Source organism: Pantoea sp. MHSD4, from assembly GCF_021043305.1.
Classification (GTDB): domain Bacteria; phylum Pseudomonadota; class Gammaproteobacteria; order Enterobacterales; family Enterobacteriaceae; genus Pantoea; species Pantoea eucalypti.
Genome location: NZ_JAJNDH010000006.1, coordinates 94,630 through 121,253 on the forward strand (window position 1 = coordinate 94,630; position 26,624 = coordinate 121,253).

At 56.0% G+C, this 26,624-nt stretch carries 21 protein-coding genes and 1 pseudogene; 9 read left to right on the forward strand and 13 right to left on the reverse strand.

Annotation, left to right across the window (positions count from 1 at the left end; translation table 11 throughout):
* Nucleotides 1-26 precede the first annotated feature (26 nt).
* The 3 genes from proP to uxuA all read right to left on the reverse strand — a co-directional run bounded on the left by proP (nt 27) and on the right by uxuA (nt 5,038).
* Complete coding sequence (gene proP, locus LQK91_RS17480; protein WP_003852158.1) at nt 27-1,532, reverse strand: glycine betaine/L-proline transporter ProP; 1,506 nt, start codon at nt 1,530-1,532, stop codon at nt 27-29.
* A gap of 461 nt (nt 1,533-1,993) precedes the next feature.
* The gene (locus LQK91_RS17485) at nt 1,994-3,580 is read right to left on the reverse strand and encodes an EAL domain-containing protein (RefSeq protein WP_105099953.1); all 1,587 of its coding nucleotides are present in this window, start codon (nt 3,578-3,580) and stop codon (nt 1,994-1,996) included.
* A 273-nt stretch (nt 3,581-3,853) separates the two neighbouring features.
* On the reverse strand, nt 3,854-5,038 hold the full coding sequence (gene uxuA, locus LQK91_RS17490) for a mannonate dehydratase (protein WP_105099954.1): 1,185 nt from the start codon (nt 5,036-5,038) through the stop codon (nt 3,854-3,856).
* Nucleotides 5,039-5,186: 148 nt separating this feature from the next.
* On the opposite strand from uxuA, the gene LQK91_RS17495 reads away from it, so the two are divergent.
* Nucleotides 5,187-5,864: a FadR/GntR family transcriptional regulator gene (locus LQK91_RS17495; RefSeq protein ID WP_105099955.1), complete on the forward strand. Its 678-nt coding sequence runs from the start codon at nt 5,187-5,189 to the stop codon at nt 5,862-5,864.
* Here the strand turns inward: LQK91_RS17495 and LQK91_RS17500 are convergent.
* Nucleotides 5,853-6,908, reverse strand: coding sequence for an AI-2E family transporter (locus LQK91_RS17500; protein ID WP_105099956.1), 1,056 nt, complete (start codon nt 6,906-6,908; stop codon nt 5,853-5,855). The genes LQK91_RS17495 and LQK91_RS17500 overlap by 12 nt on opposite strands.
* 300 nt (nt 6,909-7,208) lie before the next feature.
* Between LQK91_RS17500 and LQK91_RS17505 the strand changes: the two genes are divergently transcribed.
* A complete protein-coding gene (locus LQK91_RS17505; protein WP_105099957.1) occupies nt 7,209-8,432 on the forward strand; it encodes an MFS transporter in 1,224 nt (407 codons plus the stop codon).
* A 76-nt stretch (nt 8,433-8,508) separates the two neighbouring features.
* Here the strand turns inward: LQK91_RS17505 and LQK91_RS17510 are convergent.
* Nucleotides 8,509-9,324: pseudogene (locus LQK91_RS17510) on the reverse strand (TIM barrel protein).
* Nucleotides 9,325-9,745: 421 nt separating this feature from the next.
* Between LQK91_RS17510 and LQK91_RS17515 the strand changes: the two are divergent.
* Nucleotides 9,746-11,251: a CoA-acylating methylmalonate-semialdehyde dehydrogenase gene (locus tag LQK91_RS17515; RefSeq protein WP_003852171.1), complete on the forward strand. Its 1,506-nt coding sequence runs from the start codon at nt 9,746-9,748 to the stop codon at nt 11,249-11,251.
* Between the two features lie 126 nt (nt 11,252-11,377).
* The gene (iolB, locus tag LQK91_RS17520; RefSeq protein ID WP_039660847.1) at nt 11,378-12,196 is read left to right on the forward strand and encodes a 5-deoxy-glucuronate isomerase; all 819 of its coding nucleotides are present in this window, start codon (nt 11,378-11,380) and stop codon (nt 12,194-12,196) included.
* 92 nt (nt 12,197-12,288) lie between these two features.
* Here iolB and LQK91_RS17525 read toward each other — a convergent pair whose 3' ends face one another.
* Nucleotides 12,289-13,137: a MurR/RpiR family transcriptional regulator gene (locus tag LQK91_RS17525; protein ID WP_003852174.1), complete on the reverse strand. Its 849-nt coding sequence runs from the start codon at nt 13,135-13,137 to the stop codon at nt 12,289-12,291.
* 491 nt (nt 13,138-13,628) lie between these two features.
* Nucleotides 13,629-15,542 (reverse strand): bifunctional 5-dehydro-2-deoxygluconokinase/5-dehydro-2-deoxyphosphogluconate aldolase, encoded by a 1,914-nt coding sequence (locus tag LQK91_RS17530; protein ID WP_105099958.1) that lies wholly within the window; start codon nt 15,540-15,542, stop codon nt 13,629-13,631.
* A 545-nt stretch (nt 15,543-16,087) separates the two neighbouring features.
* Here LQK91_RS17530 and iolD point away from each other — a divergent pair.
* From iolD to iolE, 3 genes are all read left to right on the forward strand, one after another.
* Entirely contained in the window at nt 16,088-18,028 is a 1,941-nt protein-coding gene (gene iolD, locus LQK91_RS17535; protein WP_008926298.1) for a 3D-(3,5/4)-trihydroxycyclohexane-1,2-dione acylhydrolase (decyclizing), read from the forward strand.
* Nucleotides 18,029-18,090: 62 nt separating this feature from the next.
* Nucleotides 18,091-19,101 carry a Gfo/Idh/MocA family protein gene (locus LQK91_RS17540; protein WP_003852177.1) on the forward strand — a complete coding sequence of 337 codons (1,011 nt, stop codon included), beginning with the start codon at nt 18,091-18,093 and terminating at the stop codon, nt 19,099-19,101.
* A 47-nt stretch (nt 19,102-19,148) separates the two neighbouring features.
* Nucleotides 19,149-20,045: a myo-inosose-2 dehydratase gene (iolE, locus tag LQK91_RS17545; protein WP_105099959.1), complete on the forward strand. Its 897-nt coding sequence runs from the start codon at nt 19,149-19,151 to the stop codon at nt 20,043-20,045.
* Between the two features lie 49 nt (nt 20,046-20,094).
* Here iolE and LQK91_RS17550 read toward each other — a convergent pair whose 3' ends face one another.
* Together LQK91_RS17550 and LQK91_RS17555 are read right to left on the reverse strand one after the other, a co-directional pair.
* Nucleotides 20,095-20,649: a DcrB family lipoprotein gene (locus LQK91_RS17550; protein WP_003852180.1), complete on the reverse strand. Its 555-nt coding sequence runs from the start codon at nt 20,647-20,649 to the stop codon at nt 20,095-20,097.
* A gap of 322 nt (nt 20,650-20,971) precedes the next feature.
* Entirely contained in the window at nt 20,972-21,637 is a 666-nt protein-coding gene (locus LQK91_RS17555; RefSeq protein WP_003852182.1) for a 7-cyano-7-deazaguanine/7-aminomethyl-7-deazaguanine transporter, read from the reverse strand.
* A 204-nt stretch (nt 21,638-21,841) separates the two neighbouring features.
* On the opposite strand from LQK91_RS17555, the gene tusA reads away from it, so the two are divergent.
* Nucleotides 21,842-22,093, forward strand: coding sequence for a sulfurtransferase TusA (tusA, locus tag LQK91_RS17560; protein ID WP_003852184.1), 252 nt, complete (start codon nt 21,842-21,844; stop codon nt 22,091-22,093).
* 53 nt (nt 22,094-22,146) lie between these two features.
* Here the strand turns inward: tusA and LQK91_RS17565 are convergent, their stop codons facing one another.
* Both LQK91_RS17565 and LQK91_RS17570 read right to left on the reverse strand, forming a co-directional pair.
* Nucleotides 22,147-24,432, reverse strand: a complete 2,286-nt coding sequence (locus LQK91_RS17565; protein WP_105099960.1) for a zinc/cadmium/mercury/lead-transporting ATPase — start codon at nt 24,430-24,432, stop codon at nt 22,147-22,149.
* Nucleotides 24,433-24,527: 95 nt separating this feature from the next.
* On the reverse strand, nt 24,528-25,157 hold the full coding sequence (locus LQK91_RS17570; RefSeq protein ID WP_003852187.1) for a lysoplasmalogenase: 630 nt from the start codon (nt 25,155-25,157) through the stop codon (nt 24,528-24,530).
* 145 nt (nt 25,158-25,302) lie between these two features.
* On the opposite strand from LQK91_RS17570, the gene LQK91_RS17575 reads away from it, so the two are divergent.
* A complete protein-coding gene (locus LQK91_RS17575) occupies nt 25,303-25,659 on the forward strand; it encodes a DUF2500 domain-containing protein (RefSeq protein ID WP_039660845.1) in 357 nt (118 codons plus the stop codon).
* Between the two features lie 26 nt (nt 25,660-25,685).
* On the opposite strand, the gene LQK91_RS17580 is transcribed toward LQK91_RS17575, so the two are convergent.
* A complete protein-coding gene (locus LQK91_RS17580) occupies nt 25,686-25,958 on the reverse strand; it encodes a DUF1145 family protein (protein ID WP_003852192.1) in 273 nt (90 codons plus the stop codon).
* Complete coding sequence (gene rsmD / locus LQK91_RS17585; protein ID WP_003852194.1) at nt 25,948-26,547, reverse strand: 16S rRNA (guanine(966)-N(2))-methyltransferase; 600 nt, start codon at nt 26,545-26,547, stop codon at nt 25,948-25,950. The genes LQK91_RS17580 and rsmD overlap by 11 nt, the downstream gene beginning before the upstream one ends.
* Nucleotides 26,548-26,624: the final 77 nt, after the last annotated feature.

Here is a 26,624-nt window from a genome sequence, read left to right on the forward strand (position 1 = left end):
CGCCGGGCGGCGGGAGAGCAGAACGATTACTCGTTGATATCCGGATGCTGCTGCACCAGGTTTTTACGTTTCGCTTCCAGGCGGGCGATCTCTGCATCGATATCTTCGATTTTGTTCTCGATGTTATCGTGATGTTCCTGCAGGATTTCGCGCGCTTCTTCCATATCGGACGCGGCTGGCGTTGCACCTTTCAGTGGCTTGTTTGCCGTCTCTTTCATGGAAAGACCGGTAATCAGACCAATGATCGCCACCACCATCAGGTAGTAGGCTGGCATGTAAAGATTGTTGGTGGTTTCAACCAGCCAGGCGGCCAGCGTTGGCGTCAGACCGGCAACCAGTACAGAGATGTTAAACGCACTGGCCAGCGCACTGTAACGGATATGGGTCGGGAACATCGCAGGCAGCGACGAGGCCATGACACCGGTAAACGAGTTAAGAATAACGGCCATCAGCAGCAGGCCACCAAAAATCAGTCCCAGCACGCCACTGTTAATCATCATAAAGGCGGGAATGGCAAAGACCAGCAGAGCGATACTGCCGATGATAACAAAGGGACGACGGCCAAAGCGGTCACTCATCATGCCGATCACAGGCTGAACAAACAGCATACCGATCATGATAGCGATGATAATCATCACACCATGGTCTTCGCTGTAGTGCAGGTTATGCGACAGGTAACTCGGCATATACGTCAGTAACATGTAGTAGGTGACGTTGGTGGCGATAACCAGACCGATACAGGAGAGCAGGCTGCGCCAGTGTTTGGTTGCAATTTCCTTAAACGAGACTTTCGGACCATCCTGCAGGCCTTCGCGGTCACCCTGTTCCAGTTTGTCCACATGCTGCTGGAATGCCGGGGTCTCTTCCAGCGCATGACGCAGATAAAGGCCGATAATGCCCAGCGGCAGCGCCACGAAGAACGGCAGACGCCAGCCCCACTCAAGGAAACGTGCTTCTCCGATAACAGAAGAGATCAGCACGACCAGACCCGCACCGAGTACAAAGCCCGCAATTGAGCCAAAGTCGAGCCAGCTTCCCATAAAGCCGCGTTTGCGGTCAGGCGAATATTCCGCCACGAAGATTGAGGCGCCGGTATATTCACCGCCCACGGAGAAGCCCTGCGCCATCTTCGCAAGCAGCAGCAGAATCGGTGCCCAGATGCCGATAGACGCATAGGACGGTATCAGGCCGATACAGAAGGTACTGACCGACATGATGATAATGGTAATGGAGAGGATTTTCTGACGACCATATTTGTCGCCCAGCATACCGAAGAAGAGGCCACCCAGCGGACGGATCAGGAAGGGCACAGAGAAGGTTGCCAGTGCAGCAATCATCTGAATGCCGGGTGACACGTCCGGGAAGAAGACTTTACCCAGCGCATAGGCCACGAAGCCATACACACCGAAGTCAAACCATTCCATCGCGTTACCCAGAGAGGCCGCAGTGATGGCTTTACGTAAACGAGCATCATCAATGATGGTGACATCATTGATCCCAATTGGTTTTACACGCTTCCTACGCAATTTCATAGAATTACCCTGTAATGGAACACGAAAGTCCTCAACGGCGCGAGCCGTGGTAAATCGTTCAGACCGCTGCGTTGAGAAATTTAAGCATAGCCGTAATTAAGCGCTCATTACGCGCCAGCGAACACAATAATTACTGTTGTGATTATTGCAAACAGCGACAGAGTATACCGTTTTTGTGTGATATCTGTCATGTTTGAGCTAATGCTGACCTGTTCCGGCAATCTTTATGACTGTTTAGCACCGCAAAAAAATTATCACGCTGCGTGACGACAGCCGTTTTTTTCAGCAGATTGTCTGCGCAAGTGATGTTTATTTGCGCTTAACGGGAGGGATCCCTGTCCGACGGTTCAGTGCGAAGGGTCGGGGGCTGGACATTATTCGTCGGTGAACGGGCTGGCGCAAGAGCCGCGGGTGGCAATCCCGGTTTCGGTGTCGTCCGGTTTTCGATGTGCTGCGGAGGTTCAAACGTGACACGGGTCAGCCAGCACATGCTGATCCCCCTGACGCGCCAGCCACTCTGCCAGCGATGTGTTATCCATCGGGCGGGCGTAATAAAAACCCTGAATAAACACGACGCCGCGCTGTTGGAGATAGCAAAATTGCAGCTCCGTTTCCACACCTTCACCCAGCACCTCCAGCGCCAGACTGTGGCTGAGATTGATGATCGCATCCAGCACTGGCGTTTCGCCTTCCAGCGATTCGATAGCGTTAATGAATCCACGATCGATTTTCAGATAATCCAGCGTGAAGGTCTGTAAGTAACTCAGTGAGCAGTGGCCGGTACCAAAATCATCAATCGCAACCTTCATACCCGCATGGCGTAACTGCTCCAGCTTACGCGCCACCGCTTCACCCTCTTTAATCAGACTGCGCTCAGTCAGCTCAAGCGTAATGACAAACTGCTTATCTTTTATTTTGTCGGCGAATTGCAGCATATCGCGAACAAAATCAGGATGCTGCAGATGCTCCGCCGCCACGTTAATCGCAAGGTGAAAATGGGGATCCACCTGCCAGCTCTGCACATCCTCTGCAATCAAATCGAGCAGGTGGCGGGTCAGCGGCACAATCATCCCTTCCGCTTCTGCTGCACCAATAAAAATATCAGGCCTAACGCCGTTACCGTCGGACGTTGTCCAGCGCAGCAGCACCTCTGCACCGCTACAGCGTTGCAGCCGGTTATCATAGACTGGCTGATAGTGCGCCCTGAACTGGCCGCAGATGATGGCCCGGCGAATCTCATCGCGCCATGAAATACGCCGTCGCAGCCAGTTCGCCGTCAGCATCATCAGCAGAACAGAAAAGATCGCCGCCATCGGCATGATAATAAAAATCACCTGGCGCCAGGCAGAGATCAGCTCAGTGGGCGAGGCAATCAGAGTGACAGAGAGCGGGTAGCGGTTTGAACGGGCCTCATAAATCAGAGGCTCAAACCAGCCGGATGCAGCAATTTGTGGGTCACCAAACGAGATGGGGGCGCCGTCGCTGAATGCCATGCTGAAATGATAGCGGTGAGTGCTGCTGATAGCGCGCATCAGATCAAGCAGATACTGGCCATCAACCACTGCCCAGAATCCCACGCCATCAGGCAGGTCACGCATAAAAATCACGGCCGGGCGATCCGGCACACCGGAGGTGCCGGCAATTGACAGGCTCCACCAGGCTTTTCCGGTGACCGGCGCATCGCGCATGATCATATCTTTCAGTAAACCCGGCATGGTTCCATATGCTGACGAACAGCCAATTCTGTTTTCTTCAATTTTACCGATTGCGCGGAAATAGGGATTCAGTGAGCCGATGCGCTGTAACTGATTCTGAATCTGACTGCAGGGCTGATACTGAAACTGGCGCAGCGTATTAATCATATCCCACGCGCTGTCACTCATTCTTTCAGCCTGAGAGAGCAGGGTATTGGCTGCATTCACCTGATGCTGCTGGACGGTGTGGCGCGCATCCAGAGCAGTAAAAAAAAGGCCAATAAGCAGAGGCAGCACACCGGAGAAAATAATCACCAGTCTGGCATAGTCGCGTTTTCGTTTCAGTAGCGGCACCGCTGAATCCTCTGAGTATTATTCGTTTTATGCAGGGGCTGAACAGTTGCGCAGCATAGCATTTCTCCGGGCCAGGCAGATTAGCGTTTTTGCGAGCAACAGAACTGACTCAGGTCAATTATCGACCCGACACAGCCTTAATTGAGGGGGTTGTTTTGCTTTCATTTGAATTCGGCAGAAATCAGGCAGGGATAAGTAACGCGGAGGAAAACATCTCATTGCGGCCAGCAGAGACCCTGGCCCGTCAGAATCGGGCACAGGGTAGCCGTTGACTTAATGAGCAAAATAGATCTGTTTCAAGGCGACTTCAACGCCGCGCAGTTCAGCAAGACCTTTAAGACGTCCAATGGCTGAGTAACCCGGATTCGTGCGTTTATGCAGGTCGTCCAGCATCTGATGACCGTGATCGGGACGCATAGGTATTGCCCGCAGGTTGCCTGCACGGCGACGGCGCTGCTCTTCCGCCAGAATGACTTTGATCACGCCGACCATATCGACATCGCCCGCCAGATGCGCCGCTTCATGGAAGCTGGCGGGATTAGCTTCGCGCTTCGTGGCGCGCAGATGGACAAAGTTGATGCGGTCGGCATAGGTTTCCGCCATCTCAACCAGCGCATTATCGGCACGCACACCATAAGAGCCGGTACAGAAGCAGAATCCGTTGTGCAGGCTGTCCACGGTTTCTTTCAGCCACTGCATATCTTCCTGCGTGGAGATAATGCGTGGCAGACCCAGAATAGGACGCGGTGGATCGTCCGGATGCACCGCCAGTTTAACGCCCGTCTCTTCCGCAACCGGCACGATGGCGCGCAGAAACGTTGCCATATGCTCGCGCAGTTTCGCTTTATCAATACCGTCATACTGTGCCAGTTGCGCCTGAAACTGCGCCAGGGTGTAACCCTCTTCAGCACCTGGCAGACCGGCGATAATATTGCGCACCAGGGTGTTTTTCTCTTCTGCGCTCATGGCGGAAAAGCGCTGCGCTGCGGCCTGCTGCTCGGCAGCGCTGTAATCCTTCTCCGCGCCCGGGCGCTGTAGCAGATAAAGCTCAAAGGCGGCAAACGCATCAGCGTCAAAGCGCAGCGCTTTTGCGCCATCTGGCAGCGTCCAGGCGAGGTCGGTGCGCGTCCAGTCCAGCACCGGCATGAAGTTGTAGCAGACGGTATCAATGCCGCAGGCAGCCAGATTGCGTATCGACTGCTGGTAATTGGCAATGTAGCGAAGGTAGTCACCCCGCTGAGTTTTGATCGCCTCATGGACCGGGATACTTTCGACCACCGACCAGACCAGACCTTTTTCAGCCAGCAGGGCCTGGCGTGCTTTAATCTCTTCAACCGGCCACACCTCGCCGTTAGGGATATGGTGCAGCGCCGTTACAATGCCGGTCGCACCCGCCTGACGCGCATCATCCAGGCATACCGGGTCGTTTGGGCCGTACCATCGCCATGTATGTTCCATTATTACTCCTTAGTGTGATGTGGCCCAGTGGTCAGGCCGCTGGGCCAAGAGTATGATAGTGGACAAAACAGGGCCGTGATCCGGATCGCAGCATCACAAACTGCATCAGCGATGTGATCGGTTTTAAGCGGACGAAGAGGAGAGGGTGATGACGCTACCCGTTATTAAAACTGAGCGCCTGTATCGTCAGATCGCCAACGTCATTATGGCCGGCATTACGCGCGGTGACTTTGCGGCAGGAGGCTTACTGCCGCCAGAGCGCGAGCTGGCAAAACAGCTGGGTGTCAGCCGCTCGTCAGTGCGTGAAGCATTGATTGCGCTGGAAATGACCGGCTGGGTCGATATCCGCACGGGCAACGGCGTCTACGTCGCGCAGCCACTGCCGCAGGCCGCCGTTCCGCAGGAGAGTTGCAGTCTGCAGGACCTGCTGCAGGCGCGGGAAGCCTTTGAAGGGATGCTGGCGGGATTTGCCGCACGTAACGGCACCGCCGTTCAGCGCGCGGCACTGCTGGCGCTGATCGCTGAACTGCAGCAGTACAATGCAAACGATGCGGCTTTCCTGGAGCAGGACAAACGCTTTCACCTGCTCATCAGCGAGATGAGCGGCAATGATGTGTTACGCGACTTGCTGGAGCAGTTATGGAACCGGCGGCACAGTCCGCATGTGCAGCGACTGGAGCGCCATTATGCTGATAATAGCTTCGCTCGCGAGATGAATGCTGACCATCAGCAGATCGCCGAGGCCATCGTGGCGGGCGATGAAGCGGCTGCCCGTCAGGCGATGGAGAACCATCTGCAGCACGTGCAGCAGCAGCTACTTGGTTAATCCCCGCGCCCGCTTAGGTCGTCCGGTGCCCAGCATAATCGCCAGACGACTGCCGCCTGGCGTAGTTTCCATCAGGATTTTGGTAATGCTGGTCAGCGGCACCGAGAGCAGCATGCCGACCGGCCCGAGCAGCCAGCCCCAGAACACCAGCGACAGGAACACCACCAGCGTTGATAAGCCCAGACCGCGACCCATCAGTCGCGGTTCCAGCATATTGCCGAACACCATGTGAATCGCGGTAAACAGCGTCGCCACCATCGCGGCATCAAACAGACTGTTCAGTAACAGCGCCTGAAGTAAGGGCGGGATACCGGCGATAATCGGACCAATATTGGGAATGAAATTGAGGATAAATGCCACGACACCCCAGAGCAGCGCGAACTTCACATCCAGCAGATAAAGACTCAGCCAGACCGCGATGCCGGTAATCAGACTCACCAGCGTTTTCAGCGCCAGATAGTGCGTGACCCCTTTCAACGCTTTATGCAGCCCGGCGATGCGGATTTTAGGATTCACCAGCGCGTTACGCATTTTATAGGGCAGGTGATGAACCTCAAACAGCATAAAGACCACGGTCAGCACCAGCAGCACAGTATTGGTCATCGCACCGGAAAAGCCGCTCAGCGCCACGCTTGCCAGGTTCATCATAGTGTTAGGATCGAAACGCTGTACCAGCGCATCTGTTGAGATATTGATATGAAAGCCTGCCGCCAGATGTTGCAGCACCGTCATCTTCTGCTCCATCGTGGCGCGCAGTTGCGGGTAGAGGTCGGAAAACTCGCTCATTGAGCTGGCGATGATGGCGCCCAGCAGCACAAGTGCGCAGAAGATCACCGTGATAACCAGGCCAATGGCCAGTCCACGGCGAAAGCCCCGGCGCATCAGCATCGTCACCAGTGGGTTGAGTACAATTGCAAAGAACGCCGCCAGCAAAAGCGGAACCAGAATATCGGACGCTGCCCGAACCCCGGCGAGGATGATGACCAGCATCGCCAGTTTTATCAGAATATTTTGTCCGATCTTTTCCCGTTGCAGCTCGCTCATTCTCTCTCTCATAACGTAAATTGGCTGTTGAAAGTGTAGCTGAAAGAAAATTAACAATCTGATTTATCAGAGAAACGGTAAAGCGCGGCGGCAAAGTGGCGAGAGTATTAGCGCCACAGCACTCAGCTATAGCAACAGAACAGCCACTCTCCCTTGTGGCTGTTTTCATCCGGTTATCTGCAGCATGTCCGCGCTGTCGTGTTCGCCAGATAACCGTGCCATTGTGATGCGCAGGAGGCGAAAGCGGGTATAGTTAAGGGATAAACCTTATCATTCAGCCAAATACGATCGTGAGGACGCATGCCTGAACAGCCTGCAGCGGAACCGACTACCCCACATGGCAACCTGAATATCTCTCTGCTGATCCTCTCTATTGTGGCCTACAACTTTGCCAGCTATCTCACCATTGGTCTGCCGCTGGCGGTATTGCCAGGCTGGGTGCATGACCAGCTGGGCTTCAGCGCGTTCTGGGCCGGCCTGGTGATCAGCCTGCAATATGTTGCGACGCTGCTGAGCCGGCCACATGCTGGGCGCTATGCCGATATCTGGGGACCCAAAAAAGTGGTGGTGACGGGCCTGGTAGGCTGTCTGCTCAGCGGATTGTGTATTCTGCTGGCGGCCCTGATCGCATCACCGATGTGGAGCCTGATCCTGCTCTGCGTGGGCCGGTTGATTCTGGGCGTGGGCCAGAGTTTTACCGGCACCGGCACCTCGTTGTGGGGAGTGGCAAGGGTGGGTTCACTGCACATTGGTCGGGTAATATCCTGGAACGGGATCGTCACCTATGGCGCGATGGCCATTGGCGCACCGCTCGGCGTAGTGATCTTTCAGGCAGGCGGTTTGCTGTGGCTGTCACTGGTCATTGTTGCCATCTGTGTCGTGGGCATCGTCTGCGCTGTGCCGCGTCCGGCTGTAAAAGCCAGCCGCGCCAGACCGCTGCCGTTTCGGGCTGTGCTGGGAAAAATCGCCGGTTTTGGTGCGATTCTGGCGATGGGATCGGCGGGTTTTGGCGTTATCGCCACCTTTATCACGCTGTTCTATCAGGATAAAGGCTGGCAGGGAGCCGCTTTTGCGCTTTCCCTGTTCAGCATGGCTTTTGTTGGCGCACGCCTGCTGTTTCCCAATGCGATTAACCGCCACGGCGGTCTGCGGGTCGCCAGCGTTTGTCTGGCGGTTGAAGCGGCCGGACTGTTTCTGGTCGCCGCTGCGGGTAATCCCTGGATGGCAAACGCGGGTGCTTTTCTGACCGGGGCCGGGTTTTCTCTGGTGTTCCCGGCGCTGGGCGTGGTGGCGGTAAAAGTGGTGCCGCAGCAGAATCAGGGCAGCGCCCTGGCAACCTATACCGCCTTTATGGATCTGTCGCTGGGGATAACCGGGCCACTGGCCGGATTCATCATGAATTATGCGGATGTCTCACGCGTCTATCTGCTCACGGCGCTGCTGGTCTGTGTCGCGTTTTTCTGCACGCTGCGGCTGCTGAAGCGTCAGGCATCGCAGTCAGCAGCAGACGGTTCTTCAGAATAAAAAAAAATGGCCCAGCAGCGGGCCATAACGTCTTTTCAGACACAGATAAACGGATAAATGCGGGATGCAGCAGGATTCAGGCCTGCAGCAGTTCAATACTGTGGCGGATCTGGCGTTCAATCTCCGCCGGGGTCCAGCTGTTGAGCTGACCGGAGAACGGCTCAAAGGCGTAGACGCCCTTATAGCCAAGCATCTCCAGCCGTTTAACCTGCACCACGCTCTTCAGCACATCATTGTCACTCAGCATGATGCGTTCTTCGTCGGTCAGTTCGGCGGTCGGACGTTGATCTTCCACGCCTGAAAGGTGCACCAGTCCAATCTGGTCAATATCGATACCCACCGGGAATTCCTGTTCAGCCTTCTCATAGAGATGATGATGAAACGTATCCAGCAACAGCTTAAAAGGCACGCCTGCCGCAGCAATTAACGCCTGCGCCTGTACGATCGAACGCAGTGAGCTGACCGGGAAACCCAGTGGCTCCACCAGCCCCAGAATGCCATAGTGGGCAAAGCGGGGCGCCAGCGCCTGCATCGCCGCCTGTGTCTACTGAGGTGACACGGTAATCCCCTCATTCAGCGGACACATCACCAGCGCTTTTGCACCAATCTGTTGTGCTGTCTGTAACAGCGCCTCGGCCCGGCTCAGCAGCGCATCATCAATATGGTTAAACGGATAGAGCGCATTAATGCTGATGATATCAATGTGGTATCTGTCGGCCAGGGCGCGCAGTTGATCGGTGCTGAGATCGTCAGTGACGCTGCCGCCGGGCATATCATTACGCAGTTCAACCTTGCTCAGGCCCAGACGCTGAACCAACTGAAAGAAGGCTTCCAGCGAGAGCCGGGACGCAATTTTGCGATTGATACAGAAACGGGTTGGGTCGATGGCCATGCGCTAACTCCGGAACAGGAGAATGTTGCGATTAAAGAAAACATTTATTTCATAATTAGTGAATTATGAAATGTATTTTATTAGATCAGCCTCGCATTAATTTCAAATTTCGTTTCACGCTGATGCGTCAACGCCGGATCGACTTCGCAGAAACAGACGTGATCTACGCCGCGGCAATTCCCCTGTTACGCTAAGGCTGACTGGTAATATTGCTCTGCTGCTCTCATCACGCGGTCAGACAGAAGTGGACAATAAAAATGCGATCTGTGCCGCTAAAATCAAATTTTCCAAAAATAACTATTTGAAAAATTTATTCCACTGTAATAGCTTCATAGCACGCTTTCAGGTTTGCCTGGTCAGGCAGTGTGGCAGGCCACAGGGCCCGTCTGCAGGGAACTTAACCATCTTAAGAGGCAACATCATGACAACCATAGGTAACTTTATTGGCGGTAAAATCACGTTCAGCGCCAGCAACGAAACCATTCCTGTTTACGATCCGGCAACCGGCAAAGTGGTTCGTGAACTGACCCAAAGTACCGCTGATGAAGTGGCTCAGGCGATTGGTGTCGCGCATGACGCATTTTCAGCCTGGTCTAAAACTTCGCCGCTGCGTCGCGCCCGCGTTCTGTTTAACTTTAAAGCCCTGATGGAGCAGCATCGTGATGAGCTGGCGGCGCTGATTGTCTCTGAGCATGGCAAAGTCTGGTCCGATGCACTGGGTGAACTGACGCGTGGCATTGAAGTGATTGAGTTTGCCTGCGGGATCCCTCATTTGCTCAAAGGCGAATATTCCCCGAACGTCGGCGGCGGCGTTGACAGCTTCTCGCTGATGCAGCCGGTTGGCGTCGTGGCGGGCATTACGCCGTTCAACTTCCCGGCGATGGTGCCATTGTGGATGTTCCCGATCGCACTGGCCTGCGGTAACACCTTTGTCCTGAAGCCACCGGCGCTGGATCCGTCTGCGGCCGTGCGTATGGCCGAGCTCCTGACCGAAGCGGGCCTGCCGGATGGCGTATTCAACGTGGTGCACAGCTCTAATGAAGATGCTGAGCAGCTCTATAAGGATCCGCGCATTGCCGCGGTGAGCTTCGTCGGCTCTTCAGGCGTAGCTGAGCATATCTATAAGACCGCCAGCGCCCACGGCAAGCGAGTGCAGGCATTTGGCGCGGCGAAAAACCACGCTATCGTTATGCCGGATGCCGATCTGGATGCCACCGTTAACGCCATCATGGGCGGTGCGTTTGGTTCTGCCGGTGAACGCTGTATGGCTCTGCCTGTTGTTGTCGCCGTGGGTGATGACACCGCAGACAAGTTGATTGCCCGCCTGACACCGCTGGTGAAAGCACTGCGTATCGGCCCGGGAATGAGTCAGGGTGCCGAAGAAAATGAGATGGGTCCGGTTGTCTCCGCTGCGCACCAGAAGAAGGTGCTGGGTTACATCGATAAAGGCGAGCAGGAAGGTGCGAAGCTGGTGGTGGATGGCCGTAACGTGCAGGTTGCGGGTCACGCAGAAGGTTACTACGTTGGCGGCACGCTGTTTGATAACGTCACCTCTGAGATGGTGATCTGGCGTGAAGAGATTTTTGGGCCGGTGCTGAGCATCATGCGCGCACCGGATTACGACAGCGCACTGCAACTGGTTAACAGCCATGAGTTTGGCAACGGCAGTGCGATTTTCACCAGCAACGGTCACACCGCGCGTGAGTTTGTGCAGAACGTTGAAGCGGGCATGGTGGGTGTCAACGTGCCGGTTCCGGTGCCGATGGCATTCCACAGCTTTGGCGGCTGGAAACGTTCCGTGTTTGGCGCGCTGAATGTCCACGGGCCGGACGGCGTGCGCTTCTATACGCGCATGAAAACCGCCACCGTGCGCTGGCCATCCGGTCAGCAGACCGTGTCTGAATTCAGTATGCCAACCTTAGGCTAATTTATTTCAACGTCGATCACGGATCACGGTGTGCGACCGGCAGGATAGTCTGCCGGTCGCTTTGTTCGCTGGCATTGCGTCCGCGTGACTCTCGCCGTGTTAATCGTGACAGAGAGGAGGATCGGGATGTCTTTACTGTCGAAAGCACAGGCCCCTGACGCACAGGGCCGTATTCAGCATGTCACACCTGAGCGTGCTGGCTGGCGTTATGTCGGGTTTGATGCTTATCTGCTGAAGAAAGGGGAAACCCTGCGCCTCAACAGTGGTGATAAAGAGCTGTGTCTGGTGCTGGTGGCCGGGCTGGCCTCGGTGAAAACCCGCCATGCTGAGTTTCCCGGTATCGGTAAGCGCATGTCGCCTTTCGAACGCGTGCCGCCTTATTCCGTTTATGTGCCGCATGATGATGAAGTGGAAGTGTATGCAGACAGCGATCTTGAACTGGCGGTCTGTAACGCGCCCGGTCAGGGAAATCTGCCTGCACGACTGATTGCACCAGCGGATGTAGGTGTTGAGCATCGCGGAAAAGGGCGCAATCAGCGCCTGGTGCATAATATCCTGCCTGACACTGAACCGGCTGACAGCCTGCTGGTGGTTGAGGTTTATACCAACGAGGGCGATACCAGCTCTTATCCCAGCCACAAGCACGACCAGGAGGAGAGTGAAAACGAAACCTACCTGGAAGAGACCTACTATCACCGTTTCGATCCGGAGCCTGGCTTTGCCATGCAACGCGTCTACACCGACGACCGCTCACTGGATGTCTGCATGGCACCCTATAATCGCGACGTGGTGATGGTGCCGCGCGGCTATCATCCGGTGGCGACGCTGGCAGGTTACAACAACTACTATCTGAACGTGATGGCGGGGCCGGTGCGGTTGTGGAAATTCAGCTGGGAGAAAGATCACGCCTGGGTGAACAGCGACAGCTATCCGCGCAACGCGTAAATCACGGCGGTTTTATCAGGCGTGCATAGTGCGTGGATAGCCACAAAAAGGGCAGCCAATTGGGCTGCCCTTTTTACTGTGTGGAACGCAGGTTACTGAGCGGAACTCTCGGCGTTGTTCAAAGCCAGTGACACCGCCAGCGTCTGCGCCAGGCAGAGCGAGGCGACCTGCGAACGGAAGCCGTCGACCTGCGCCTCACGCACCACAAAGCAGACATCACTAAAGGCGGCCAGCGGGCTGACCTGGCTGTCGGTAATAGCAATCTGATGCGCGCCACGTTTAGCACCCATTTCAACCACTTCGACCGCCTCACGCGCATAAGGCGAGTAGCTGATCGCAATCACCACATCTTTCGGGTTTACCAGGCTGAGCTGCTCGGTAAACATCCCGCCCAGGCCATCAATCAGAAACGCGCGACGCTCCAGGTGACGCAGCGCGTAAACCAGATAGGAGGCGACGCTAAAGGAGCGACGCAGGCCGATGACATAGATGTTCTCAGCCTCATTCAGCAGTTTCACTGCCTTGTTCAGCTGCTCAGGATTAACCTGCATCGCCAGTTGCTGCAACGCCTGGCTGTTCACCATCGTAAAGACGTTGAGGATCTCCGCTGGGCTTTCAGGGGCACTGGCGCTGTCGTCCGTTGAGGTCTGACGAAACAGGCGAGCGCGCTCGGTATAGTTGACCGTCTCCTCCATCAGGTGCTGACGAAAAACCTGTTTCATTTCGTTGAAACCGCTGAAGCCAAACGCATTCGCAAAACGGATCAGCGTCGACGGCGGCACATCGGCCTGCTGGGCAATCGAGGCGACGGTATCGAAAGCAATACTGTTACTGTTATCAAGGATGTAGCGCGCAACCTGTTTAAGACGCTTGCTCAGCGTTTCGTAGCGGCGACGAATATCGTCCTGCAAGAGAGAAAGTTGGGTGGGATTATTGTTCATCACTTCTGCCCGTATAATTAGAATAATGGCTGCATAATGAGCGCTATATTACCAGATGGATGGAAAATTTCATTTCTTTGCGTTAACGGCGCAGTTTATTTCATGGCTTTATGAAATGGTTCACAGATTAGCTTTAGCGCCCGAGGCGTGACTCTTCGCGGGCAATGTCAGGGTGAAAACCGGGATGAAATGACAGCAGGCTGGGAGGGTAACCAGTAAAAAACGCCATCCCGGTTGGGATAGCGTGATGAAAGAGTCTGTCTCTGCCTGCTATGAGTTCGCGCAGGCTCAGGTAACATGGTCAGATCGGAAAGTAGCTTAAGCCATCCATGGCCGCTCGGCCCGCCCCGTCCCTGGCGCGGGACGCTTTCCTCCTCTGACCATGTTACCTGCGCGTTGAGCTTATTTGTTGCTGCAACCTTCACCCTGCCTTGAGTAAGTCAGCCGTCTGAGGCCATCGCGGTTGAGACAGTCTATAGCAGAGCATGAAATCAGGCGCGGGCAGCACGCCAGTACTCAATCAGCCGCAGATAATTGCCTTTAACGGTCTCAATCAGCGCCTGATCGTCCAGTTCACCCTGCAGCCACTGGCGCGAAGGCTGACCAAAGATGGTGCGACCCACCGCAAAGCCTTTCACCCAGGGCGCGTTGGCCGCCGCGGCAAAGCCCGCTTTAAGCTTCTCTTCAGGCGCATCCAGACCGAGCAACAGAATGCCGCGACAGTGGGGATCCTGCTGCTCAATCAGCGTGCTGATCGCCTGCCAGCTTTCCGCGGACAGCGGTGGCAGTTTCCACCAGTCAGGCTGGATGCCCAGACTGTAGAAATGCGTCAGCATATCAAGGTAATAGGCTTCATTTTTATCCGGGTTGCTCTCCGGGAGAATCACTTCCAGCAGCAGCTCATGCCCGCTTTTATTACAGCCATTCCAGACATCGAGCACCACGTCATCCTGCTCTTTGCGCAGTTCAGCACTGTCGTGAGGATGATAAAACACCAGACATTTCACGACGTGCTCGGCGGGCCAGTCGATCAGCTGCGAGCCAATGTTGCCATGCTCCAGGCGCAGCGGACGTGAGCTCGGCAGCTCAATCGGACGGCCAATCCACCAGTTCTTCCCGGTGATGGCATTCAGCGCTTTCTGACCATAGGTGGTATCCGCCAGAATACCGCTCTTATTCTCTAATCCCGCCTCTCTGGCGGCCTTCTGAGCGGCTTCCAGCAGCAGCAGTTTCAGCTGTGGAATACGGCTTTCATCCACGCCCGCTTCCTCCGCCATGTCCGCCAGTTGTTTGCGATGATCAAAAGCGAAAACGTTCAGCTCCGGCCACGCCTGCTTGCGGGTGGTCACGCGGTGCAGGTGGTTGAGACGACTGTCGAGATCGGGACGTTTCACCTCTTTGTCGCGGCTCAGGAAATCATCCAGTTCCGCTTTGGTTGGCATGGCCGGGGCACAGCCGTGGCGTGAAACCACCAGCGCCCCACAGGCGTTGGCGTAACGGCACGCCTGCTCCCAGCCTTCATCATTCAGCCAGCCGCGCAGCAGGCCAGACATAAAGGCATCACCCGCGCCCAGCACGTTGAGCACGTCAACGCGCACGCCGGTGTGCAGCTGAGTCTCTTCCCAGCTATCCGGTATATCCCCTTCAAACACCACGCAACCCAGCGGACCGCGTTTGCAGACCAGCGTTGCCTGGCTCGCCTTGCGAACGTTCTTCAGAGCAGTCAGGGTGTCGGTGCTGCCACCGGCGATGTGAAACTCCTCTTCGGTGCCGACGATCAAATCGAAATAGTGCACCACTTCCTGCAACTGCTGCGTAACCTGGGAAGACTCAATGAAACGCGTTTCACCGTCACCCAGCGAGGTCAGCCCCCACAATACCGGGCGGTAATCAATATCCAGCGCCGTGCGCAGACCGTTGCGGCGGGCGATATCCAGCGCTTTCAGCACAGCTTCACGGGTTTGTGGATGCGATAAGTGAGTGCCGGTTACCGCTACCGCGCGGGAAGAGGTAATAAAGGTTTCATCAATATCTTCCGGCACCAGCCCCATGTCAGCGCAGTTATCACGGTAGAAAATCAGCGGAAAAGTCTCTTCGTCTTTGATGCCCAGGATCACCAGTGCCGTCAGACGCCGCGGATCGGTGATCAACGCATCGGTATTACAGCCGACGCGCTGCAACGCTTCACGCAGAAAGCGACCATTATGCTCATCTCCCACCCGCGCCAGCATCGCTGATTTCAGCCCCTGAATCGCGGTGCCATAGGCGACGTTGCCTGAGGAACCGCCCAGATATTTCGCAAAGGAGGTGACATCTTCCAGCCGCGCTCCAATTTGCTGGCCATAAAAATCAACGGCAATTCGCCCGATACAAATCACATCAAGCGGCTTCTGTTGTGTACTCATACCTGTGGTTTCCTCTTGTGATTAGCAGGGCTGGCGGGCGAAAAGGTCGACGCTATATTCGCTCTGCATCCGGGTCTGTGGGTGTCTGACTGACAATGGGAGAATTATGAGGAATAAAAATTCCATATTCAACACGAAATGAAATATCCATCGCAATTTTGTGAACCAGGTAAAACTCCTGATTCTCTTCCGTCTGCGCAGTCTTCGTCGGCACGATGTCCGGTATGCCAGGGTTGTGAAGGGGATCGCAGGAATCCGCACGCCAGTCAGGCATGCTGCTGCATTGAAATAAATTTTTTCATCATGTGCCACTCTCTGTTAAACGTTCCAGATTTCCCCTCTGCAATCCCCCGTCACACCTGAAGCCGCCATTAAATTTGATCTCACTCGCAAAATGAAATGTTTCTTCTGTAATCGTGTTTTATGAAAAAAATATTTGTTTATAATCGCCTCACGTTTCAGTTATTCCGGTCGCCTTTTCCGCCCATGACAACGCCTGGCGTGCTGTTGCGGAAGTCGGGGTCCACCAGCATGTAAGGAAGAATATGAGCACTATCAGACTGACCACGGCACAGGCGCTGGTTAAATTTCTGGATAATCAATTCATTGATGTCGATGGCGTTGAAACGAAGTTCGTCAAAGGTATCTTCGCGATCTTCGGCCATGGCAACGTGCTGGGGCTGGGCCAGGCGCTGGAACAGGATAGCGGCGATCTGATGGTTTATCAGGGCCGTAATGAGCAGGGCATGGCCCATGCTGCCACCGGCTTTGCACGCCAGTCACTGCGCCGTCAGATTATCGCCTGCAGTTCATCCGTGGGGCCTGGTGCGGCGAATATGATCACTGCCGCCGCGACGGCGACAGCTAACCGCATTCCGCTGCTGCTGTTGCCCGGCGACGTCTTCGCTACCCGCCAGCCCGATCCCGTGCTGCAACAGATTGAGCAGAGCTACGACCTCAGCATCAGCACCAACGACGCCTTTCGCGCCGTCAGCAAATACTGGGATCGCGTCAGCCGCCCGGAGCAGCTGATGTCCGCCTGTATTAATGCCATGCGCGTACTCACCGATCCGGCTGAAACCGGCGCGGTCACGCTCTCTCTTCCGCAGGATGTGCAGGGCGAAGCCTGGGATTATCCGGACTACTTCTTCCAGAAACGTGTGCACCGTCTGGATCGCCGTCTGCCGGTGGCGGCGCAGCTGGCAGATGCCCTGACGCTGATTAATCGTAAGCGCAAGCCGATGATTATCTGCGGCGGCGGTGTGAAATACTCCGAAGCGGGCGAGGCGCTGCGCCAGTTTGCTGAGCGTTATCAGATTCCCTTTGCCGAGACGCAGGCGGGCAAAGGCACGCTGGTTTCTGACCATCCGCTGAACGTCGGCGGCGTGGGTGAAACCGGCTGTCTGGCCGCTAACCTGCTGGCAAAAGAGGCCGATTTAGTGATCGGCATCGGCACCCGCTACACCGATTTCACGACTGCATCGAAATGGATTTTCCAGCATCCCGATGTCAGCTTCCTGAACATCAATGTCAGCAACTTCGACAGCTACAAGCTGGATGGCGTGCAGCTGCTGGCCGATGCCCGCGAAGGGCTGACCGCGCTCACCGCCGCGCTGGCCTCACAGCACTACAGCAACGACTGGGGCAATCAGATTGAGCAGGCGCAGAGTCAGCTGTTGAAAGAGACGCAGCGCGTCTACCAGGTGGAATATCACGATGGCGACTTTGTGCCGGAGATTGCTGACCATCTCGACCGCGAAGCGGTGTTCGCTGAATTTAACCGCCTGACCCAGTCGCTGCTGACGCAAAGCAGCGTACTCGGCACACTGAACGAGCAACTGCCAAAAGATGCGGTGGTCGTGGCAGCGGCAGGCAGTCTGCCGGGTGACCTGCAGCGCGTCTGGCGCACCAAAGATTACAACGCCTACCACGTTGAATATGGCTACTCCTGCATGGGCTATGAAGTGAATGCCGCGCTGGGTGTGAAGCTGGCGCAACCGCAGCGCGAGGTCTATGCGTTGGTCGGTGATGGCTCCTTTATGATGCTGCACTCAGAGCTGGTCACCTCGATTCAGGAAGGGGCGAAAATTAACGTGGTGCTGCTGGATAACATGACCAACGGCTGCATCAATAACCTGCAGATGGAACACGGCATGGACAGCTTCACCACCGAGTTCCGCTTCCGTAACCCGGAAGGCGGCAAGCTGGACGGCGGTTTTATCCCGGTCGATTTCGCCGCGATTGCTGCCGGTTATGGCTGCAAAACCTATCGTGTCACCACGCTGGAGCAGCTCAAAGCGGCGCTGGAAGATGCCCGCACCCAGACGGTTTCCACCCTTATCGACATCAAAGTGCTGCCTAAAACCATGATCCACAAATATTTCAGCTGGTGGCATGTCGGTGTGGCGCAGGCGTCGAAGACCGAACGCGCTCAGGCGGTGGCGGACAAGCTCAACAGCCATCTGGATCAGGCGCGCAAATATTAATTTCCGGGCCGTGCTGCGGCCCGTTTTCCTCTTCTCCGTACGAACCCTACACAGGTGTAATTATGACTTTGAAACTTGGTGTCATCGGTACAGGTGCAATTGGTCAGGAACATATTCGCCGCTGCAGCCATGTGCTGCAGGGTGCCCAGGTGGTTGCCGTCTCTGACATCAATGTCGAAGGCGCGCGTGCTGCACTGCAGCGCCTGAACATTGAGGCGGAGGTGTTCGAAAATGGCCACGATGTGATTCAGTCACCGAATGTTGATGCGGTGCTGGTCACCTCATGGGATCCAACCCATGAAGAGTTCACCTTAGCGGCGATTGCCGCCGGTAAACCGGTGTTCTGTGAGAAGCCGCTGGCGATGAGCGCCGAGGGCTGCCGCCGGGTGGTGGATGCAGAGATTCAGGCCGGTAAACGCCTGGTGCAGGTCGGCTTTATGCGTCCTTACGATGCGGGCTATCGCGCCCTGAAAAAAGTGATTACCGATGGCGATATCGGTGAGCCGCTGATGCTGCACTGCGCGCACCGCAACCCGACCGTGCCAGAGAACTACACCACGCCGATGGCCATCACCAACACCCTCATCCACGAGCTGGATGTGCTGCGCTGGCTGACAAACGACGACTATAAAACCGTGCAGGTCATCTTCCCGCGCGTGACGTCGAAGTCGCATGGTCAGCTGAAAGATCCGCAGATCGTCCTGTTCGAAACCCACAAAGGGGTGCGTATCGACGTTGAGATTTTTGTTAACTGCGCTTACGGCTATGACATTCAGTGTGAAGTGGTCGGTGAAGAGGGGATTGCTCGTCTGCCGGAGCCTTCATCAGTACAGCTGCGCAAAGATGCGCGCCTGTCGAACACCATTCTGGTGGACTGGAAAGATCGCTTTATCGAAGCGTATGACGTTGAGCTGCAGGCGTTTATCAACGACATCAAAGCGGGCCAGCTTACCGGACCTTCTGCATGGGATGGCTTTGCCGCCTCCGTGGCCGCCGATGCCTGTATCAAAGCGCAGAACAGTGGTGCGATTGAGCCGGTAGAGATGCCGCCACGTCCTGCTTTCTATAACTGATTCAGCTGTCTATGCGGCCTGGCCGCTCTCCGCCTGGGAATGAGAAAATGAACAAAGAGAACGTAAAACTGGCTATCGCGCCGATCGGCTGGACCAATGATGACATGCCGGATCTCGGCAGTGAAAATACTTTCCAGCAGACCGTGAGCGAGATGGCGCTGGCTGGCTTTACCGGCAGCGAAGTGGGCAGCAAATACCCGCGCGATCCGGCGATTCTGAAACCGATGCTCGACATTCGCGGCATCCAGATCTGCAACGCCTGGTTCAGCACCTTTTTCGCCAACGGTGACAAAGAGAAAACCATCGAACAGTTCATCGAGCACATGAACTTCCTGCATGCGATGGGCGCACGGATAATTGGCTGTTCTGAGCAGAGTAAAAGTATTCAGGGCACCGGGCTTGCGGTGTTTGAAGAGAAAGCGATTTTCAGCGATGAAGAGTGGCAGTTAACGGCAGAAGGCTACAACGAACTCGCCCGCATCGCAGCGGAGAAAGGGATGCGCGTGACGCTGCATCACCACATGGGCACTGGCATTCAGACCACGGAAGAGATTGACCGGTTTATGGTGATGACTGACGAGCAGGTGGGTTTGCTCTATGACACTGGCCACGTTTACTACTCCGAAGGCTCTCAGCAGAAGATGCTGGCGGTACTGGAAAAATATCTGCCGCGCATCTTCCACGTTCATCTCAAGGATGTGCGTGATGAGGTGGTCGCTGAGGTGCGGGAGAATCATCTCTCATTCCTGGAAGGCGTGAAAAAGGGCACCTTTACCGTGCCTGGCGATGGCGTGATCGACTTCAAACCGGTGTTTAAAATTCTGGATGATTACGGCTACAAAGGCTGGATGGTGGTGGAAGCGGAGCAGGATCCGGCGCTGGCCAATCCTTTTGAATATGCCGTGAAAGCGCGGAAATATATCCGGGAAAATACAGGTTTATAATCTGCTCTGAATAAAGGCTGGCTTCCCCGTGGGAAGCCAGCCTTTTGTTTTACTTCAGCGTAATGCTTTTCACAATGTTGTCTGCATCGCTCTGCGCCTGCTGCTGATTATCGCCTGGCAGCGTAATCTGCAGTGTCACCAGCTTGCCATCGACTTTAGCCAGCACCACGGAAGACCATGAGGTCTGATTGTTGGCAGAAATCACCGTATCCAGCTGCTGTGCGGGCTGATCTTTCAGCGTCACAGATTTGTTCGACACCACCTGCAGCTGCGGGTCGCGGTTACGCTGCTGCTGTTCCATGCGCTTCGACAGCACATCCAGCCCATCACTGGTCGGGTCGCCGGCAATCACAATGATGGCGCGGGCACCGGTTTCATCTGCGTAAACGTGCATGTTCGTGGTCTGCGAACCCAGTTTACCGCTTTTATCTGACATGCCTGGTGGCAGTGAGAAGCTCAGTTTGCCATCCATCAGCGTGACAGTCTGCGCCGACTGACTGGCGCTGACGCCGTTGTCATTCGCCGCTTCATCTTTCTTCTGGTCACAGGCGGCTAAGCCCAATACCAGTAAACCCATTCCTACATATTTCACCAGATTGCGCATCAGAATCCCTTTTTAAGTTTCCAGTCAGGCAGTAATACAACAGGAATCAGGCTGCAAACGCAACCTGATGATTGTCAGAAGATCTTAGCGGGTAATGGCGGAAATGGTATGGGCTCTTAGCGCCTGGCCAATCAGACTATTTTTTTGTCATTCTGAACCTGGGCAGTGCTCACACAGGCTGCTTTAGCAACCTGAACGCCCGTCAGGGCGGCCCTGAAGGGGCGAGCGCAGCGAGTAATCCTCACGAACTACGTGTACTACGGATTGTTCCGCGCTGTCCGTGTCCAGACAGCCTGCAACAATAACGTCTGATAAACCCGGCTCAGCCGAAATTGACCTGGCGGGCGGTCTGGCGTTCCGCCAGACGCTTCAGCGCGGCGTTGAGCAATACGCCGTAGGCGGGCAGGAAGAAGACCATGCAGATAAGCACTTTGAAGCTGTAATCCACCAGTGCAATCTCAACCCAGTGCTGCGCCATAAAGGCATCAGGACTTTTGTAGAAGGCGATGAAGAAGAAGGCCAGCGTATCGCTGATATTTCCCAGGAACATGGCACAGCCGGGTGCTATCCACCACTGTGGCAGACGACGCAGACGGTTGAATACATGAACGTCGAGGATCTGACCCAGCGCGTAAGCCATGAAGCTGGCGCAGGCGATACGGGCAACAAAGAGATTCATGACTTCCAGTGCCTGCCAGCCCTGCCATTCACCCTGATAAAACAGTGCCGAAACGCCGTAAGAGATAAACAGCGCCGGGATCATCACAGCCAGAATAATGCGTCGGGCCAGCGGTGCGCCAAAAATACGCACGGTGAGATCGGTCGCCAGGAAGATAAAGGGAAAGCTGAATGCACCCCAGGTGGTGTGGAAACCAAAGACAGAAATTGGCAGCTGTACCAGATAGTTACTTGATGTGATCACCAGCAGGTGAAACAGCGACAACCAGAAAAGCGCATGCATGCGCTGACGTGAAGAAAATGCGAGCATATTCAACCTTTTTAATGTTGGGGTGAGGGAACCCATTGCGGGACGCCGTTCGGGCAGCGCCTGGCAGTTTTATGAGCAAAAAGCGGCGGCATCTTACCGCGTTGTGCTTTTTATGCAATGGTTAATTTTAACGCAATCGTTATCGCCTTGCTTCACCGCCAGCACGCGCTAGAATAGGCGCCCTTTTGCTGAACCGAGTTGATTATGAGCGATGCTTTTTCCTCTGCCGATCATCAGCTGGATGCCCGTGGCCTGCGTTGCCCGGAGCCGGTGATGATGGTGCGCAAAACCGTACGCGGCCTGCAGGATGGCGAGACGTTGCTGATTATCGCCGACGATCCGGCGACGACGCGCGACATTCCCGGCTTCTGCCGCTTTATGGAACATGGCCTGCTGGCGCAGCAGACCGACACGCTGCCTTATCAGTTTCTGATCCGTAAAGGCATGGCGGGTTAACGACAGCCGTTCGGGCCGTCGTTAACTTTACTCATCGATCAGAAGCCTCACACTCAGGCGCGACGACGCAGTAACCGCAAGGCGTTGGCAGTGACCAGCGCGGTCGCACCGGAATCTGCCAGCACCGCCAGCCACAGTCCGGTCAGGCCCATCAGGGTAGTGACCAGGAAAATCGCCTTCAGACCCAGCGCAATACCGATATTCTGGCGGATGATGCGCCGTGTCCGGCGTGCCAGCGCAATCATCGGGGCCAGATTGCTGAGCTGATTTCGCGTCAGGGCCGCATCGGCTGCTTCCAGCGCGACATCAGTGCCGCTGCCCATGGCAATGCCCAGCGTCGCCGCTTTCATCGCCGGGGCGTCGTTAATACCATCTCCGACCATCGCCAGCGGCTGCTGCTGACTCAGTTCACGGATGGCCGCCACCTTATCGGCGGGCAGCAGGCTGGCGCGATAATCGATATCGAGCTGGCGGGCAATGGTTGCTGCGGCGCGAGGATTGTCACCCGTCAGCATCAGGCTCTCAATGCCCAGCTTTTTCAGCGCCTTTAACGCCTCCACGGCGTCGTCGCGCAGTTGATCGCGCAGGGCCAGCGCACCCAGCGCGTCGCCATCGCGCATCAGCACTACCAGCGTTTCACCTTCGGCTTCCTGTTGCGCTATCTGCGCATTTTGCTTCGGCGTCAGACCGGGAGCATGGCCTGGCGTCAGCAGCTGAATCTGCTGGCCTGAGACCTGCGCACGGATACCACGTCCGGCCTGCACCTGCTGATCCTGCGCGTCAGGAATCACCAGCTCACGCGCCTGCGCGGCCGCCACGATGGCGCTGGCCAGTGGATGGGTCGCACCCTGTTCCGCAGCGGCGCTCAGCGCCAGCATCTCTGATTCGCTGGCCTCGCCAAATCGCAGGATCTGCGTCAGTTGTGGCTTGCCCAGCGTCAGTGTGCCGGTTTTATCAAACGCCATTCTGCGCAGCGAACTCAGCCGCTCCAGCGCCGCACCGCCTTTAATCAGCGCGCCCTGTCGCGCCGCCGCCGCCAGCCCGGAGGTAATCGCGGCGGGCGTGGAGATCACCAGCGCACAGGGGCAGCCAATCAGCAGCAGCGTCAGACCTTTGTAGATCCACGGCTGCCAGTCGCCTGCGAAAAGCAGGGGCGGCACCACCATCACCAGCAGCGACAGCAGCATCACCAGTGGCGTATAGATGCGACTGAACTGATCGATAAAGCGTTCTACCGGCGCACGGTGCGTTTCCGCCTCCTCAATCAGCTGCAGGATACGGTCAATCGCGCTTTCACCCGGCTTCGACACCACTTCCAGCATTACCTGCCGATCCACGCTGGTGGCGCCGGCGAGAATCTTTTCGCCGCTGGCCCGCGTGACCGGTAATGATTCTCCGGTCAGCGCGCTCTCATCGAAACTGGCAAGCGGGCTGATTAAACGGCCGTCGACCGGCAGGCGGCTGCCCGCCGCGACTTCAATCACATCGCCGGGTTGCAGCGCCGCCAGCGGTACTTCACGACGTTTGCCCTGTTCAAGGCGAATAGCCGACTCAGGCCGCAAGGCCATCAGGCTGGTGACGCCGCTGCGCGCCCTGGAAGCGGCATAGCTTTCCAGCTGTTCGCCCAGTTGAAACAGCACCAGCACCATCGCGGCTTCAGCGTGCGCGCCAATAATCAGCGCACCGGCTGACGCCAGTGTCATTAATGTCTCAATGGTAAAAGGCGATCCGCTGCGAATGCGCTGCCATGCACCGCGTGCGACCGGGATCAGGCCGACCAGCGTGGTCAGCACAAACAGCCGATCGCCCCAGGCGGGTGCGAACTGGCTGACGACGCTGCTGACGAGTACCAGCAATGCCAGCAAAATCAGCATCCGGTTCTGTTGCCAGCCCGGAGTGGCTGCCGTGGCGGGTGACGAGGCTGATGGAATGGCGAGCTGAAAACCGGCTTTTTTCACCGCCTGTTCAACGGCGTTTTGCACATCCTGATCGGCGTTGACGACCAGCTTTTCGCTGCTGAACAGCACGCGGGCGTCGGTCACGCCTTTTACCTGACGGACGGCGGTTTCAATGGTGCGGGCGCAGCTCGGGCAATCCATCCCGCTGACCTGCCAGCTAAAGGGCCAGGAGCCTCGCCGGTCACTTTCCTCAGCGGCGTCGGCGTCATTGCCAGGGCTGCTGTTACTGTCACAGCAACAGCCCGCTGTATCCGCCGTTACGGGTGTAGCAGCATGAATAGAAAGGGAGAGGGGACGGGCCTGACGAACCTGGCACAGCGGTTTCGCTGCGGCGTGGCTGGCACGCGGTTTGCCGCAGCCACAGGCGTGATGTTGATGCATATGACCTCCAGAGTGTAAAAAAAAGCGGGATGAGCAACCCGGCTCATCCCGCTATCCTACACTCTGGAGTGAACTCCAGAGTCAAGGCTATTTTCTCAGACGACCCACAATGAGCGCACGATCATAAAATGACCGGCAAAGTAGCAGGCGGCGACGATCGCGCTGTCAGCGGTGAAGCGACGGCGATAGTGCGAGATAAACCAGACGGCGTTTGCCAGCAGCAGCAGGCCGGCACCGACCATGATAGAGAAGCTGTAATCAGTTGGACGGAAGAAGTACTGCTCGGTCGCTATCCAGGTCATCACCAGCGTCATGCCGATAAACGTACAGACAGGCCAGCGAAGATCTTCCAGTCGGCTCCAGATGATGCCAGTCAGGGCGGCACCGATAATGAGCAACGTTAGCGGAATCGGCCAGAAGAAGGTCATGGTCATGCTGGCGGCGAAGCAGAGCGTATAAAGCAGGTGCGACAGGAAGAAAGCCCCGACGGCATAGAGCATCTGCTGACGCGGCAGCAGCGTTAACGCATCACCGACCAGTGTCGCGACCAGACCGGCCAGAATCAGGTAGTCCGTGGTCTGCAGCACCGGCGCCTGCCAGGCCAGCCCGACAAGCAGCAGCAGTGTGACCGGTTTAAACAGCCAGCGTTGCCACTGAGGGCCGCGATAGGTGGCGTCGACATAGAGCCAGCCGGAGAAAAGTACAGCGAGGAAAGACCAGAGCATTGTTTCTCCCTTTTTTACTCAAAGTGGTGAAAGATCCCAAAATATCCCTTCCAGTTTAGGTTAAGCCCCTGAGATGTGACAATCGGTCAACTCTGGTTGTATGCTTTACCGCCTGATTAATTTTCCCCGCAGGCACAAGAGCACTATGAGCAAACCGCCGCTAATCTTTATCATTGTCCTGGCGATAATCGCCGTGCTGGCGACCCGTCAGTTCATTAAGCAACGCCGTGAAGTGGCGGTCAATGATGCCTCACCGGTGCGTTCTCTGCAGGCCGAGGTCAAAACTAAACGTGAATTTCCTTCTCCCAATCGCCGTTCACGGCAGCGTGAGGTGATCGCCGGAGAAGAGATGCGGTATGAGGTGCTGTTTCATCCACTGAACGGGGCCAGCGACATCAAGGTGCAGCTGAAAGAGGCGGAATATCATCAGCTGGATAAAGGCGCGAGAGGCGAGTTGAAGATGCAGGGCACGCGCTTTATCAGCTTCACGCCCCTGCAGTGACCGGCGGGCATGGCGCCCGCACGGCACTATTTCTTGCGTGGGAAGTTTTTCTTCTGCCAGGCGACCAGTTCGAACACCCCGAACAGAAACACTTTGGCCTGGGTGACGCGGTCAATTGGCGGCGCATCTTTGGTCTGCGTGGTGCGCAGTAAAACCAGCTGCAGGCCATGCATCAGGATCATGAAAATCAGCGCAACGTTGATAAAATACGTCAGCGGTTTCGGGTAGGGATGAACCAGATTAGCCAGTAAAAATCCCCACACGCATAGCATCAACAGACGCCCCAAATTAAGTAACATCCTGCGTCTCCTGTTGACGTTGATACAAACGATAAGCCACTTGTCCGGCTATTTTCTCGCGATAAAGATCCCACTCGGGCGGCACCGGCGGTGCGCCATTTTCCACTTCACTTTCGACGTAAATCAGTGCCTGGTCGGCCAGCCAGTGATTCTGCTCCAGCAACTGCAACGTCTGCTCCAGCAATCCCTGACGAAACGGCGGATCAATAAACACCACATCGAACGGGGTACCCGGCTGTGCCAGCCAGTTTAACGCATTGGTCTGAATCACAGTGCCATTGCTCGCGCGCAGCGTCTGCAGATTTTTTGTGAGCTGTTGTGCCACAGGCCGTTCCAGCTCCAGTAGCGTAGCCGATCCCGCGTAACGCGATAGCGCCTCCAGTCCTAATGCACCGCTACCGGCAAAGCAGTCGAGGCATCGCGCCTCTGGCAGCACCGGGGCCAGCCAGTTAAACAGTGTCTCACGCACCCGATCGGTGGTCGGGCGGAGTCCGGCACTGTCCGGCACCGGCAATTTACGTCCGCGCCACTGGCCGCCAATGATGCGAATCTGCCCGGCACCGCCTGTACTGCGGGGGTTTTTATTCATCTTGCTCACAACTCGTCATAATTTGTTGCGTAGTTTAACGGGCGAATCGGTGAGAAGAAACGTTAAAAAAGGGTGCT

Excerpts from the sequence above, each read along its gene's own strand:
- proP (WP_003852158.1), bottom strand. The coding sequence starts at position 1,532 with ATGAAATTGCGTAGGAAGCGTGTAAAACCAATTGGGATCAATGATGTC.
- uxuA (WP_105099954.1), bottom strand. The coding sequence starts at position 5,038 with ATGGAACATACATGGCGATGGTACGGCCCAAACGACCCGGTATGCCTG.
- LQK91_RS17495 (WP_105099955.1), top strand. The coding sequence starts at position 5,187 with ATGACGCTACCCGTTATTAAAACTGAGCGCCTGTATCGTCAGATCGCC.
- LQK91_RS17500 (WP_105099956.1), bottom strand. The coding sequence starts at position 6,908 with ATGAGCGAGCTGCAACGGGAAAAGATCGGACAAAATATTCTGATAAAA.
- LQK91_RS17505 (WP_105099957.1), top strand. The coding sequence starts at position 7,209 with ATGCCTGAACAGCCTGCAGCGGAACCGACTACCCCACATGGCAACCTG.
- LQK91_RS17515 (WP_003852171.1), top strand. The coding sequence starts at position 9,746 with ATGACAACCATAGGTAACTTTATTGGCGGTAAAATCACGTTCAGCGCC.
- iolB (WP_039660847.1), top strand. The coding sequence starts at position 11,378 with ATGTCTTTACTGTCGAAAGCACAGGCCCCTGACGCACAGGGCCGTATT.
- LQK91_RS17525 (WP_003852174.1), bottom strand. The coding sequence starts at position 13,137 with ATGAACAATAATCCCACCCAACTTTCTCTCTTGCAGGACGATATTCGT.
- LQK91_RS17530 (WP_105099958.1), bottom strand. The coding sequence starts at position 15,542 with ATGAGTACACAACAGAAGCCGCTTGATGTGATTTGTATCGGGCGAATT.
- iolD (WP_008926298.1), top strand. The coding sequence starts at position 16,088 with ATGAGCACTATCAGACTGACCACGGCACAGGCGCTGGTTAAATTTCTG.
- LQK91_RS17540 (WP_003852177.1), top strand. The coding sequence starts at position 18,091 with ATGACTTTGAAACTTGGTGTCATCGGTACAGGTGCAATTGGTCAGGAA.
- iolE (WP_105099959.1), top strand. The coding sequence starts at position 19,149 with ATGAACAAAGAGAACGTAAAACTGGCTATCGCGCCGATCGGCTGGACC.
- LQK91_RS17550 (WP_003852180.1), bottom strand. The coding sequence starts at position 20,649 with ATGCGCAATCTGGTGAAATATGTAGGAATGGGTTTACTGGTATTGGGC.
- LQK91_RS17555 (WP_003852182.1), bottom strand. The coding sequence starts at position 21,637 with ATGCTCGCATTTTCTTCACGTCAGCGCATGCATGCGCTTTTCTGGTTG.
- tusA (WP_003852184.1), top strand. The coding sequence starts at position 21,842 with ATGAGCGATGCTTTTTCCTCTGCCGATCATCAGCTGGATGCCCGTGGC.
- LQK91_RS17565 (WP_105099960.1), bottom strand. The coding sequence starts at position 24,432 with ATGCATCAACATCACGCCTGTGGCTGCGGCAAACCGCGTGCCAGCCAC.
- LQK91_RS17570 (WP_003852187.1), bottom strand. The coding sequence starts at position 25,157 with ATGCTCTGGTCTTTCCTCGCTGTACTTTTCTCCGGCTGGCTCTATGTC.
- LQK91_RS17575 (WP_039660845.1), top strand. The coding sequence starts at position 25,303 with ATGAGCAAACCGCCGCTAATCTTTATCATTGTCCTGGCGATAATCGCC.
- LQK91_RS17580 (WP_003852192.1), bottom strand. The coding sequence starts at position 25,958 with ATGTTACTTAATTTGGGGCGTCTGTTGATGCTATGCGTGTGGGGATTT.
- rsmD (WP_003852194.1), bottom strand. The coding sequence starts at position 26,547 with ATGAATAAAAACCCCCGCAGTACAGGCGGTGCCGGGCAGATTCGCATC.